The 13137-nt window shown below is 70.2% G+C and carries 11 protein-coding genes; 5 read left to right on the top strand and 6 right to left on the bottom strand.

The window, feature by feature from the left end:
- Positions 1–40 precede the first annotated feature (40 nt).
- Both F8M74_RS21730 and F8M74_RS21725 read left to right on the top strand, forming a co-directional pair.
- Positions 41–1210, top strand: a complete 1170-nt coding sequence (locus F8M74_RS21730) for a sensor protein KdpD (RefSeq protein ID WP_141253311.1) — start codon at positions 41–43, stop codon at positions 1208–1210.
- Entirely contained in the window at positions 1207–3054 is a 1848-nt protein-coding gene (locus F8M74_RS21725) for an ATP-binding protein (RefSeq protein ID WP_141253312.1), read from the top strand. The genes F8M74_RS21730 and F8M74_RS21725 overlap by 4 nt, the downstream gene beginning before the upstream one ends.
- 113 nt (positions 3055–3167) lie before the next feature.
- Here F8M74_RS21725 and F8M74_RS21720 read toward each other — a convergent pair whose 3' ends face one another.
- Positions 3168–3629 carry a hemerythrin domain-containing protein gene (locus F8M74_RS21720; RefSeq protein ID WP_228559259.1) on the bottom strand — a complete coding sequence of 154 codons (462 nt, stop codon included), beginning with the start codon at positions 3627–3629 and terminating at the stop codon, positions 3168–3170.
- Positions 3630–3810: 181 nt separating this feature from the next.
- A complete protein-coding gene (locus F8M74_RS21715; protein ID WP_141253314.1) occupies positions 3811–5172 on the bottom strand; it encodes a sigma-54 dependent transcriptional regulator in 1362 nt (453 codons plus the stop codon).
- Positions 5173–5242: 70 nt separating this feature from the next.
- Between F8M74_RS21715 and F8M74_RS21710 the strand changes: the two genes are divergently transcribed.
- Both F8M74_RS21710 and F8M74_RS21705 read left to right on the top strand, forming a co-directional pair.
- Complete coding sequence (locus F8M74_RS21710; protein WP_240462302.1) at positions 5243–5719, top strand: hypothetical protein; 477 nt, start codon at positions 5243–5245, stop codon at positions 5717–5719.
- Positions 5720–6092: 373 nt separating this feature from the next.
- Positions 6093–7688 (top strand): methyl-accepting chemotaxis protein, encoded by a 1596-nt coding sequence (locus F8M74_RS21705; protein WP_141253315.1) that lies wholly within the window; start codon positions 6093–6095, stop codon positions 7686–7688.
- 61 nt (positions 7689–7749) lie between these two features.
- Here the strand turns inward: F8M74_RS21705 and F8M74_RS21700 are convergent, their stop codons facing one another.
- The gene (locus tag F8M74_RS21700) at positions 7750–9405 is read right to left on the bottom strand and encodes a formate--tetrahydrofolate ligase (RefSeq protein ID WP_141253316.1); all 1656 of its coding nucleotides are present in this window, start codon (positions 9403–9405) and stop codon (positions 7750–7752) included.
- 114 nt (positions 9406–9519) lie between these two features.
- The gene (locus F8M74_RS37970) at positions 9520–9936 is read right to left on the bottom strand and encodes a hypothetical protein (protein WP_216620672.1); all 417 of its coding nucleotides are present in this window, start codon (positions 9934–9936) and stop codon (positions 9520–9522) included.
- A 153-nt stretch (positions 9937–10089) separates the two neighbouring features.
- Here F8M74_RS37970 and F8M74_RS21690 point away from each other — a divergent pair, with 153 nt between their 5' ends.
- Complete coding sequence (locus F8M74_RS21690; protein WP_216620673.1) at positions 10090–11634, top strand: cell wall metabolism sensor histidine kinase WalK; 1545 nt, start codon at positions 10090–10092, stop codon at positions 11632–11634.
- Between the two features lie 7 nt (positions 11635–11641).
- Here F8M74_RS21690 and F8M74_RS21685 read toward each other — a convergent pair whose 3' ends face one another.
- Both F8M74_RS21685 and F8M74_RS21680 read right to left on the bottom strand, forming a co-directional pair.
- Positions 11642–12520: a sulfite exporter TauE/SafE family protein gene (locus F8M74_RS21685; protein ID WP_216620675.1), complete on the bottom strand. Its 879-nt coding sequence runs from the start codon at positions 12518–12520 to the stop codon at positions 11642–11644.
- Complete coding sequence (locus F8M74_RS21680) at positions 12520–13131, bottom strand: rhodanese-like domain-containing protein (RefSeq protein ID WP_141253320.1); 612 nt, start codon at positions 13129–13131, stop codon at positions 12520–12522. The genes F8M74_RS21685 and F8M74_RS21680 overlap by 1 nt, the downstream gene beginning before the upstream one ends.
- Positions 13132–13137 lie beyond the last annotated feature (6 nt).

Below are 13137 nucleotides of genomic sequence, written 5' to 3'. Positions count from 1 at the left end.
AGGGCATCCTCCGCCCGGCGTCCCACCGGATGGGCAGAGGATGACGATGACGCGGCGCTCTCGCGCGGAGGACTTCCTGGAGCTGGTGGAGCGGGGCAGGCGTGGCCGGCTCAAGCTCTACATCGGCTTCGCGGCCGGGGTTGGGAAGACGTACCGGATGCTGGAGGAGGCACACGCGCTGAAGCGGCGCGGCGTGGACGTGGTGCTGGGCTTCGTGGAGCCACATGACCGCGCGGACACGCAGGCGCTGGTGGAGGGCCTGGAGGTGGTGCCGCGCAAGCAGTACACCTACCGCGACGTCACCGTGGAGGAGATGGACCTGGACGCGGTGCTCGCGCGCAAGCCCCAGGTGGCGGTGGTGGACGAGCTGGCTCACACCAACCTGCCGGTGTGCCGCCACCGCAAGCGCTACCAGGACGTGCAGGCGTTGCTGGACGCGGGCATCAACGTCATCGGGGCCTTCAACGTCCAGCACCTGGAGAGCCTCAACGATTTGGTGGAGCGCGCCACCGGCGTCACCGTGCGGGAGACACTGCCCGACAGCTTCCTCAAGACCGCCGACCAGGTGGTGAACCTGGACTTGGCGGTGGAGGACCTGCACGAGCGGCTCCGGACGGGGAAGATCTACGCGAAGGACAAGGTGCCGCGGGCGCTGGAGCGCTTCTTCACGGAGGAGAACCTGGCCACGTTGCGCGAGCTGGCGCTGCGTGAGGTGGCGGAGAGCTTGGACCGCGCCACCGCGAGGCCGCCTCCGGGGGAGGGAGATGAAGGTTCGCAGCGGAGCGCGGCTTGGGGCCGGGTGCTGGTGGCGCTGTCGAGCTATCCCCGGCACGCGGCGACGCTCATGCGCCGGGGCTCGCGGATGGCGGGCCGGCTCAACACGGATTGGTTCGTGGTGTACGTGGAGACGCCGCGCGAGGCGCCGCACCTCATCGACGCGGAGGCGCAGCGGCACCTGCTGATGAACATCGAGAAGGCGAAGGAGCTGGGCGCGGAGGTGGTGCGCCTGAGGGCTCGAGACCCGGTGGAGGGCATCCTGGACTTCGCGCGCTCGCACGGCGTGGGCCACATCATCGTCGGCCGTTCGCATCAGCCGTGGTGGAAGCAGCGGCTGGGGCGCGCGGTGGACATGAGGCTGGTGCGTGAAGGCCGGGGCTTCGACATCCACGTGGTGGCCTTCGAGCCGCGCGAGGAGGGACGCCGCCCATGACGTTGCGAGCCCGGTTGTTGTTGGCGCAGGCACCCCTGGCCCTGGCGCTGTTGTTGGTGGGCATGGTGGCCGTGGTGACGTTGTCCCAGCTGGGGCGTTCTGGGCCTCGGGTGCTTCAGGACAACTACCGCAGTGTGCTGGCCGCGCAGGAGATGATGGCGCAGCTGGAGCGCATGGACAGCGGGGCGCTCTTCATCATCGCGGGTGAGCGGCAGCGCGGGCTGACGCAGCAGGCGGCGCAGCGCGCGCGCTTGGAGTCGCAGTTGCGGGTGCAGGAAGGCAACGTCACCGAGCCCGCCGAGGATGCGGCGACGCTCCAGTTGCGCACGACCTGGCGGCGTTACCAGGAGGCCTACGACGGGTTCCTCGCCCAGTCGTCGCCGGAGGGGGCGCGGGAGGCGTACTTCGGTGTTCTCGAGCCGGCCTTTCAGGAGGTGACCGGAGCGGCCCGGGCCATCCTGGACCTGAACCAGGACGCCATGGTGCGCAAGAGCGAGGCGTTGCAGCGGCAGAGCGCGCGGGTGAACACGGTGATGGTGGCGGCGGTGCTGGTGGCCTTTGTGGTGGGGTTGTTCGCCTCGCAGTCGCTGACGCACCGGGCGCTCCGTCCGGTGTCCGTGCTGTCGCAGGCGGTGCGGCGCCTGGGCGAGGGCGACTACGCGGCGCGCGCGGTGGTGGAGGGACAGGACGAAATCGCGCAGGTGGGGCGGGACTTCAACGCCATGGCGGAGGCGCTTCAGCAGTACCGGCGCAGCAGCCTGGGTGAGCTGCTCCAGGCGCAGGCGGCATCACAGGCGGCCATCGACAGCCTGCCGGACCCGGTGGTGGTGTTCGGCGCGGACGGGAGCTTGCTCAACGTCAACCGCGCGGCGGAGGACGTGCTGCGGCTGTCGCTGGAAGCGGGCGGGGACATGCTGGGGCGGGTGGTGCCGGAGGCGCGCGCGGTGCTGGAGCGGGTGCGTGAGCACGTGTTGACGGGGCGAGGGGCGTATCAGCCGCACGGGTACGAAGAGGCGGTGCGGGCGCCGCTCCCGGACGGGGACCGGTGGCTGCTGGCGCGCGGCAGCCCGGTGTACGGGGAGTCAGGGGAGGTGGTGGGGGCCACGGTGATTCTCCAGGACGTGACGCGGCTGCGGCGCTTCGACGAGCTGAAGAACGACCTGGTGGCCACGGTGGCGCATGAGTTCCGCACGCCGCTCACGTCGCTGCGCATGGCGCTGCACCTGGTGACGGAGGGCGTGGTGGGGCCGGTGACGGAGAAGCAGGCGGACCTGTTGTTCGCGGCGCGCGAGGACTGCGAGCGGCTGCAGGGCATCGTGGATGACCTGCTGGATTTGTCGCGCATCCAGGCGGGGCAGCTCCAGTTGGAGATTCGCCGGGTGCTGGCGGAGGACCTGGTGGACGCGGCGCTGGACGCTCAGCGGATGGCGGCGGAGGAGCGCGGGGTCCAGTTGTCGAAGCAGGTCGGGCTGGACGTGGAGCTGGTGGACGTGGACCCGGAGCGGCTGGGGTTGGTTCTGGGGAACCTGGTGGGCAACGGGGTGAAGCACACGCCCCCGGGGGGCGAGGTGGAGGTGCGCGTGTCGCAGGATGCGCGTGGGGTGCGCTTCGAGGTGCGGGACACGGGGGAGGGGATTGCCCCGGAGCTGCAGGCGCGCATCTTCGAGAAGTTCTACCGCGCACCCGGCGCGCCATCGGGCGGCGCGGGGCTGGGGCTGTCCATCGCGAAGGACATCGTCCAGGCGCACGGCGGGGAGATTGGCGTGGTGAGTACGCCCGGCCAGGGAAGCACGTTCTGGTTCACGTTGCCCCGGCGGGAGGAGTCTGGGCCGGCGAGCGCGTGAGGACGTGACGCAAGGGGCGCTGACGGCTGCCTGCTGAGGAACGGTGTGCCACAGGGCAACACCGTGCCCTCGTCTTCACGCTGCTTACGTCCCCGTAAGTTGAACCCCAGGCCTCAGGCGTTCGCCTGACCCTGGAGTTTCTGCATTTCCTCGCGGCGGACCTCGGAGGCGGTGCGGACGATGTCCTTGCACGACATGCCCAGGTCCTGCTCGGTGACCTTCTGACCGAGCTTGGGCAGCACGTCCCGTTCCTCCATCGTCACGTGCTCCTTCACCACCTTCTCCAGTTCGCCGAACAGGGAGACCAGCTTCTGCGGGTCGTTGCGCGCGCGGATCATCTGGGCGATGAGCTTCGTCATCTCCCCGTGCTCCTCGACGGAGTCCTGAATCAGTTGGTCACCCACCACCCGGCGCGCGGCGGGGTACACCCAGCGCTCCTCGATGGTGGTGTGCAACGTGAGCGCCTCCGCGAGCTGGATGCCGAGCTCTTGCTTGCTCGCATCGTCCTTCGCCGCGCGACACGCATCGAACAGCGCTTCCACCTCGCGGTGCTGCTGAATCAAAAGGTCAATCACGTCCACGTCTGCGCTCCTTGGAATCGGTTCGGTGTCCTCCAACGCTCCGCATGCACGCAGGACGCCGCAATCACCGCTCCAGGCACGCGGCGAAGCCCTGCCCGGTCCCCCCGTGGAACACCCTTGACGAGAGCCGGGCACACGGGCGCTCCCAGGCCCGTGCTCACCCGGCCGGCCGCGCTCAGCCCTCGCCCAACTCGTACTTCTTCCGCTTCCGCCACAGCGTGGACGCGTCGATTCCCAGCACCCGCGCCGCCTCGTCCAACGTCGGCGCCGAGGCCATGACGCGCAGCACGTGCTCGCGCTCGATGTTCTCCAGCGTGTGCGGCCCGCCCAGTGTCATCACCGGACTTCCCGCCGCGGCGATGCGGTCCGGGAACGCCTGCGGCTCCAGCACCTCCGCAGGCCAGACGATGAGCGCTCGCTCCATTGCATTACGCAGCTCGCGCACGTTGCCCGGCCACCCATAGGCCAGCAGCATCTTCTCCGTCGCGGGCGACAGCTCCGGCGGTGGGCGCTGCGCTGCGCGAGCGAAGAAGGAGACGAAGCGCCGGGCCAGCGAAAGCAGGTCCTCCGGCCGCTCTCGCAGCGACGGCAGCTTCACCTCGATGACGTTCAGCCGGTAGAGCAGGTCCTCCCGGAAGCGCCCCTCGGCCACGTCCTTCTCCAGGTCCCGATTCGTCGCCGCCACCACCCGGACGTCCGCCTTGCGCGTGCGTCCCTCGCCCAGCCGTTCGAACTGCTTCTCCTGGAGGAAGCGCAGCAGCTGCGCCTGGAGCCCCGGACTCATCTCCGCGATTTCATCCAGGAACAGCGTGCCCCCTTCCGCCGCCTCCACGCGTCCCGGCTGGTCCTTCACCGCGCCGGTGAACGCGCCGCGCACGTGGCCGAACAGCTCGCTGGCCAGCAGTTGCTCGGACAGAGTGGGACAGTTGACGGTGACGAAAGGTCGGCGCCGCCGAGCGCTCATCGAATGCAGCGCGCGGGCGAGCACCCCCTTGCCGGTGCCACTCTCTCCCCGCAGCAGCACCGCCGCGTCGGACGCCGCCGCGCGCGTCAACAGCCCGATGGCCGCGTGCATCGCGGGCGAGGCTGTCTCCAACGTGGCCTCCGGCACCGCCTGGGAAAGCTGCCCCTCCAGGTTCTCCAACTGCGATGCCAGCTCCTGGTGCCGCCGCGCCTTCTCCACCACGTGGCGAATCTGCGCGGGCGTGAAGGGCTTGGGCAGATAGTCCCGCGCCCCGCGTCGCATCGCCTCCACCGCCGTGTCGAACGTGGCGTAGGCGGTGATGAGCACGACGTCCAGGTGGGGCGACTCGGCCAGGAGGCGTGGCAACAGCTCCATTCCGCTGGCCGTGCCGAGCCTCAGGTCGACGAAGGCCAGGTCGGCGGGGCCTTGCGCCAGCGCGGCCAGCGCGGCCTCGGGGGTGGCCGCCTCGCGTACCTCACAGCCGAAGCCCTCGAGGCACACGCGCAGGGTGTGGCGGATGTTCCGCTCGTCGTCCACCACCAGCACCCGCATGGGGCGCTCTCGAATGTCCATGACTTCATCCTAGGAGCAATCCGCGCCGTCTCGCGGTCAGACTCCCGCGCAGCGTGCGGGAGCACACGCAATGGCCGCCCGGCTGTTGGCGGTTGCCTCACATCCGCTGCACTCCGTGCTGGCGTTGTTCTCCGGTTTGGGCTGGAACAGGGGGCGTATGCGCTTGATGGGGATGATGGCAGGCGGCCCACCGCCCGAAGACGGTGAAGAGGAGAACGTCTTCTCCCGAGCCCGAGGCCCCTCGCTGGCCGAGAAGCGGACTCGGAAGGTCGTGTTGGTGGGGCTGGTGCTGCTGTTGCTCGGCGGCGTCTGGCTGTACCTCCAGGGCGGGGAGAACCGGGCGCTGAACGCGCTGTCTCCCGCGCAGCGGGCCTCGCTCTTCCAGGAGACGCGCGACTCCTTCCACGAGATGTGCATGGGGGATGCGGGCACCAGCCGCTTCCCGAAGCGCTGCGCGCAGATGGCGGACTTCCTCACCCGCTTCACGGAATGTGACGCGACCTGCCAGCAGGAGATTGCGCCCGCGCTCCAGCGCTCCGTGCGCTGATACGGGGCTCCACCGGGGAAGCGACGGCCTGCCCTCCTCCCCGGAGAGCGCGGTGAAATCGGGCTATTGGAATGCTCGCCCGTAGGTGGGGGCGGGTCCTACCCGTCGTTCACGGCGCTCCGCGTCCGTCTGAATGACACGGGTGGTGAGAGTTACCAGCCCGCAGACAGTTGGCTATCCTACGACGCGCGGCGTGAGCACCGGCCGCACGAGGATGTGGCTCCCGCGGGAGTCCACGGAAGGATGGCGACATGTGCTGGCGCAGCGGGCCCTGGAAAACGGGGTGGCTCTTCCACAGCCGGATTCTGGCCGCGGCGCGCGGCATGGAGTCGCGGGCGTTGAAGGGTGCTCACGGTAGCGGGGAGGCCAGCGGGTGCGTCTGAAGCTCAAGCAGAAGATGATGTTGTTGCCGGCCGTTGTCGCGGTGTTCCTGGTGGCCATCCTGGTGGCGTTCATTGCCCTGGGCGCGCGCTCCGGTGGCGTGTACGCGCGCATCAGCAGCTCGCAGGTTCCCACCATCGAGCTGAGCCGTGAGGTGATGCACCGCTTCCCGGGCCTGCACCGCAACGTGCTGGCCGCGGTGGCGGCGAAGGCGGCGGGAGGGTTGGAGCCGCTGAGCGCGGAAGTGGACGAGCTCCAGTCGAAGCTCGACCTGGCGAGGGCCGTACCGGACGCGAACCTCCAGCGAGTGGATGAACTCAAGTCGTCCCTGGCCACGTACTGGAGGAACTCCGGGGCAGCGCTGGCGTTCGCGGTGGCGGGTGACGCGCAGGCGGCGTCCACGCTTGAGTTGGTGGAGTCCCGGGCAGCGGCGCTGTCCGATGAACTGGAGAGGGCCGTGGAAGCGGATGGCCAGGCCATCGCGACCTCCTACGCGGAGGTGGCCGGGCTGCACCGCGCCACCACCTGGACGGTGTGCGTGCTGGTGCTGTTGTGCATCGCGCTGACGGTGGGGCTGGCCTACTGGCTGCACCGCGAGGTGACGCTGCCGCTGGCGAAGCTGACCTACGTGGCCACGCGCATCGCGGAGAAGGGCGACCTGACGCAGGCCATCGACGTGAGCGCCCACGACGAGGTGGGCGAGCTGGCGCGCGGCTTCCAGGTCATGGTGACCCGGCTGCGCAACGTGCCCACCACCATCCAGACGGTGGTGACGGACCTGACGAACGCGGCGAAGACGCTGACGCAGGCCAGCCAGGAGCAGGTGAACTTTCTCACCAACCAGTCCCGCAGCCTCACCGAGGCGAGCACCACCATCGCCGAAATCGCGCAGACCTCCAGCATGGCCGCCAGCCGCGCGGAGATGGTGCTCCGCGTGGCGGGACAGGCGGATGCGTTCAGCGCGTCCGGCCAGGAGTCCATCGAGAAGAGCGCCGAGGGCCTCCAGCAGATTCGCCAGCGCGTGGGCGCCCTGGTGGGCAGCATCGGGCACCTGAGCGACCAGGCCGTGCACGCCGGTGAAATCATCGGCAGCGTGAAGGACCTGGCGGACCAGTCCAACGTGCTCGCGCTCAACGCGGCCATCGAAGCGGCGCGCGCCGGGGAGCAGGGCCGGGGCTTCGCGGTGGTGGCGCGGGAGATGCGCTCGCTCAGCGGCCAGTCGCTGCAGAGCACCCAGCGCATCGGCAAGATTCTGCTCGAAATCAACCAGGCCATCCGCCAGACGGTGGGTATCGCCGAGGGCGACAGCGAGAAGATGGAGGAGGGCATCGAGCAGGTGCTCGCCTCGGCCAACACGCTGAAGGAAATCACCACCGTGGTGCAGGAGAGCAGCCAGGCCGCGCGCCAGATTGTGGCCTCCGTCACTCAGCAGAACGCGGGCATCGCGCAGATGACCGAGGTGATGACCACGCTGTCCTCCATGATGGCGGACGTGGTGACGGCCACGATGACGGCCGAGCAGGCGGTGACGCAAATCAACGCGTCGCTGGGGCAGCTCCAGGAGCTGTCCACCGGCTTCCGCGTGTGACGTCGCCTCGGGGCCGCGCGGGTGCCACCGTCCTGGGTGGCACCCCGGCTTGGGGCTCGGCTCACTCCCCCTGCATCAGCCCGGTGACGCGCCCGTCGTCGTGGACGGTGACGCGTCGGGCGGCGGGCTCGCGTGGCAGGCCGGGCATGGTGAGGATTTCTCCAGTGAGCGCCACCATGAAGCCCGCGCCCGCGGACAGCCGCACCTCGCGCACGGTGAGCGTGAAGCCGCGCGGTCGTCCCAGCTTCGTGGGGTCATCCGACAGCGACAGGTGCGTCTTCGCCATGCACACTGGCAACCCGGCGCCGCCCAGCTCGCGGATGGCGTCCAGGTCCTTCTTCGCGCTCGCGGTGAAGGCCACGTCGTCCGCGCCGTAGACGGTGCGGGCGATGGCGGCCACCTTCTCTTCGGGCGACTGCGCCACGTCGTAGAGGAAGCGCGGCTGGGGCGGCGCGGCGTCCGTGCCGTCCAGCATCTCCATCACGCGGTCGGCCAGCTCCAGCGAGCCGTCACCACCTCGCGAGAAGCCGTCACACACGGCTGTCTCCACGCCACGGGCCTTGCCGAAGGCGCGCAGCTCTTCCAACTCGGACTCGGTGTCCTGCGGGAAGCGGTTGACGCACAGCACGGCTGGCAGGCCGAAGGCGGCCACCGACTCCAGGTGCTTCTCCAGGTGGGCGAAGCCGCGAACCAGGGCCTCGCGGTCCGGCTCGGCCACTCGCGCGGGTGCGGCGCCACCGTGGTGCTTCAGCGCGCGCAGCGTCACCACCAGCACCACGCCCCGGGGCCACAGCCCGCTGCCGCGGCACTTGATGTCCAGGAACTTCTCCGCGCCGAGGTCGAAGCCGAAGCCCGCCTCCGTGATGACTTCATCCGCGTAGGCCAGCCCCATGCGCGTGCCCATCACGGAGCTGCATCCGTGCGCGATGTTGGCGAAGGGGCCCGCGTGCACCAGCGCGGGGCCGCCCTCGCGCGTCTGGGCGAGGTTGGGCATCAGCGCGTCCTTGAGCAGCGCCACCATGGACGCCGCCGCGTCTACGTCCCGCGCGCGCACCGGCTGGCCGTCCCGGGTGTGGCCGATGATGACGCGTCCCAGCCGCGCCTCCAGGTCCTTCAGGCCCTCCGCGAGCGCGAGGATGGCCATGACCTCGCTGGCGGCGGTGATGTCGAAGTGGTCCTCGCGTGGCACGCCCTGCGCCTTGCCGCCCAGACCGACGATGACGTTGCGCAGGAAGCGGTCATTCATGTCCAGCGCGCGCCGCCAGCGCACGCGCGTGGCATCCAGGGCCACCGGCTGGCCGTAGAAGACGGCGTTGTCCACCAGCGCGGACAGCAGGTTGTTGGCGCTGGTGATGGCGTGCAAGTCACCGGTGAAGTGCAGGTTGATGTCGGCCGCGGGCTCCAGGCTGGCCTGCCCGCCGCCGGTGCCGCCGCCCTTCACGCCGAAGACAGGGCCCAGTGACGGTTCGCGCAGGGCCGCCACCGCGCGGCGCCCCCGCTTGCGCAAGCCCATGGCCAGCGCCACGGACATGGTGGTCTTTCCTTCGCCCGGCGGCGTGGGGTTGATGGCGGACACGAGCACCAGGCGTCCCTGCCGGCCGCCCCGCTTGCCGAGTGCGTCCAGCGACACCTTGGCGCGGTGGGTTCCCCACGGCAGCACGTCTTCGGGAGACAGGCCCAGCTCGGCGCCTACGTCGGTCATGGCTCTCAGCGTCATGCCGGGAATCTCCGTGCGGAACTGGCAGCGGTCAACGGCGGAGACGCGTGCCTGCTGGAATTCAGGGCCGCGAAGACTTTCGCTCGCGTGTCTGGATTCCTGCCCTGGCGCGCGTCAATCCAGGCGGAAGCCTTCGGGAGCGCGCGGGTCCTTCCGGTCATACATGTTGAGGTACATCATCACCGGCTCCTCCAGCCCGTCGTAGGTGACGACGTACACGTCGAGCATGCCGGCGCCGAAGGGCGAGTCCTCCGACTCGAAGGCGCAGCAGCTTCCATGCCGCTCGTAGCGAACCTTCTGCCCCTGCGGTCCCCGCAGGTGCTGGAGGTATTCGTGTTCCCCGCTGACGCCGCCGCCCACGTGGATGGGGTCGTCCTTGCTGTAGCCATATCCGGAGGGCGCGCTGGACGTGGCCTCGGGTGGCGCCGCTTCCGCCGCGGGCTCGTCCGGCCGGGTGGCGCTGGCGGTGGAGGCACAGCCCGTGGCCAGCACGGGCACCAGGAACAGCATCGCGAGGCGGGAGGTCGTCATGCGGCGGCAGCTTACCGCTTTCGCATGGCAAGCGGCCTTGGAGTCGGAGCCCCTTCGGCGGTGGCAGCCGAGCAGGGCGGCCCCTTTCATGCCCTTGGCGGGCGCCGCATCTTTCCGCCGGAAATGTCCCGCCAACGAGGCCGAGGAGCGCCCATGTCGAAGGCCCACATCCATGAGGAAGGACGGAGCGGCTGGGGCGCGCCGGGGCCTGCCGAGGCCCGTCACCCGAGCGGGCCCGACTTTGCTCCGGCGCTGCTGAGATTGGGTCAGGCGCTCCAGGCGGCGCTCATCATCGACGCGCACGGACGCGTGGTCTGGATGGACGATGCGCTGACACACGCCACCGGACCGCATGGCGAGCCCTTCCAAGAGCGTCCCGTGGCTGCGGTGCTCGCTCGGTTGCCCTGGCTCGCGCAGGCGATGCGGCCCGCGCTCCAGGGTAAGGCCAGTGTCCACGAGGAGCCGGGCCTGAAGGCCTTCGTCCTGCCCGTGTTCGATGAGCAGAGGACATTGTTGGGAGCCTGCGCGCGCCTCCAGGTTCCTGAGTCCTCGATGGGGCAGGTCGCCGAAGGCGGTGTGACGCGGCACGCGCCGGAGATCCTGGCGCACATGAACTCGGTGCTGCGCGCCACGTTCGACTCGATTGCGGAAGGCGTCATCGTGGTGGACCTGAACAAGCGCGTCACGGCCTTCAACAAGCGCTTCCTCGACATCTGGGGGCTGACCGAGGAGATGATGGTGGACCGCGACGCGGAGCGAGTGCTGGTGCGCGCGGCGGGCGGCGTGAAACACCCGGAGTCGTTCACCGCGCGAATCCGGGAGCGCTTCGAGCCGTCCGAGCAGGTGGACGTGGAGACGGTGGAGCTGCTGGACGGGCGCATCCTGGAGCGCAAGTCGCTGCCGCAGCGGATGGGCGGCGCCATCATCGGCCGCGTGTGGAGCTACCGCGAGGTGACGGCGGAGCGGCAGGCGGAGGCCGAGCGCGAGCGGCTGCTGCGCGAAGCCCAGGAGGCCATCCGCGTGCGGGACGACTTCCTGTCCATCGCCGCGCACGAGCTGAAGACGCCGCTGACGCCGCTGAAGCTGCACCTCCAGATGCTGCGGCAACACGGCGCCGAGGGGGACGGGGCCTCCGCCCGGCACGTGGACAAGTCGTTGATGCAGGTGAGCCGCCTGACGGGATTGGTGAATGACCTGCTGGACACCTCGCGCATCCAGGAAGGGCGGCTGACGCTGAAGCATGGGCCCGTCGTGTTGCAGGAGCTGGCCCATGACGTCGTCTCCGAGATGCGCCTGTCCAGCGCGCACCACCGGGTCGAGTACGAAGCGCCGGAGGCACCCCTGGTCGTCCTGGGCGATGCGGACCGGCTCGCGCAGGTCCTGGTCAACCTGATGGAGAACGCCTTCAAGTACAGCCCCAGTGGGGGAACGGTTCGCGTCCGGGTGGCTCGGGAGGACCGCCACGCCCATGTCTCCGTCCAGGACGAAGGCATTGGCATTCCGCGGGACCAGCAGGAGCACCTCTTCGAGCGCTTCTTCCGCGCTCGCAACGCCCCCATCTCCGGCTTTGGTGGGCTGGGGCTGGGGCTCTACATCTGCGGGGACATCGTCGAGCGGCATGGCGGCCGTCTGTGGGTGGAGAGCGTGCTGGGGCACGGCTCCACCTTCCGCTTCACCGTGCCGCTGGCGTCCACGTGACGGTGCCTCACCGTTGCAGGGCCTGCGCGGTCTGACGCTGGCGGGCCACGCGCAGGCGCCACACCGTCACGGGAATGCCCACGACAAGAGGCGCCACGCTCCAGAGCCACAGCCTCTCCGTCCACACGCGCTCACGCAGGGGCGCGGGAACCTGGGCGCTCAGGAGGAAGGCGGCGGTGGTCAGCACGAACACGGCGAAGCCCTTGCGCAGCAACGCGGGGGACACGCGCCCCGCGAGCCTTCCGCCCACGAGGCTGCCCGTCATCGCGGCCAGGAGGACTTCGCCGGTGAGCATCCAGGGCAGGTCCAGGTGGCCCAGGTGCCCCACCAGGCCGGCGGCGCACTGGAGTGCGATGACCACCAGGGACGTGGCGGTGGCGACTGGCATGGGCAGCCCCGCCAATGACAGCGCGGGCACGATGAGGAAGCCGCCCCCGGCGCCCACCAGTCCCGACAACACGCCCACCGCGATGCCTTGTGCGAGCACGCGGGGAGCGGGGAGCGGGGGGACGCTGGTGGCGACGGGCCCGGCTTCCCGGCGGCGAAGCATGGCCACGGCGGCGGCCACCATGACGCCCGCGAACAGGAGCAGCAGCGTGTCGGGCGCGAGGTGGGGATTGAGCCGGCCGCCGAGGAAGGCCCCGCCCATGCCACCTGCGCCGAACACGAGCGCGGTGCGCCAGCGGACGCGGCCCGCGCGCGCGTGGAGGAAGGCGCCACTGGCGCTGGTGACGCCCACCACCACCAGGGACATGGCAATGGCCGTCCGAGGCTCGACGTCGAGCACGTAGATGAGCAGCGGCACGATGAGGATGGAGCCGCCACCTCCGAGCAGACCCAGCAGGATGCCCACGAGCAGCGAGCCCGCGATGCCAGCGTACAGCATCACCGCTCGCCTTCCGCGCGCGCGACGGCGAGCAGGTCCCGGTATGTGCGCAGCAGGTGCTCGAAGGCGGCGGTGTCCCGGACACCCGTCGGCCGCGCGGCCTGGAGCGCGTCGAGCACGGCGGTGAGTGCTTCCCGAGACGGGGGCGTCATGGGGGGCACGGTGGGACCTTCATGGGGCGGCGGTGCCAGGGCGCGGTGGAGGCCGTCGAGCAGTCCATCGCGGACGGTGCCCAAGGTGGGCAGGGTGTGGGGGACGGGGCGCACCACGGGCAGCCGCGCGGTGTTCCACGCGAGCATCCCGCCTCGCAGGTTCATCACTCGAGTGAAGCCCAGGGTGACCAGGCTCGTGGCCGCCCTCGCCGAGCGCGCCCCAGAGCGGCAGATCAGCACCACGTCCGTGTCACGCGGCCAGGTGTCGACGACATCCGGCACTGTGGCCAGGGGGACGTGCCGGATGCCCGCGACGTGGCCCAGGATACCGTCGAGCTCGGCGGCCTCACGCACGTCGACCAGCGTGAGCTCGGAGGGCAGGCACGCCGCGAGCTGTCCCACGTCCACGTCGCGGTAGCCCGCGGGATGGGGCGTGGCGTTGTCGCAGAGAGGATGCATGGGGGC

The organism is Myxococcus sp. CA023 (assembly GCF_010998615.1).
Classification (GTDB): domain Bacteria; phylum Myxococcota; class Myxococcia; order Myxococcales; family Myxococcaceae; genus Myxococcus.
The sequence above is the reverse complement of the archived record's forward strand: the minus strand, read 5'-3'. Positions and strand labels throughout refer to the sequence as shown.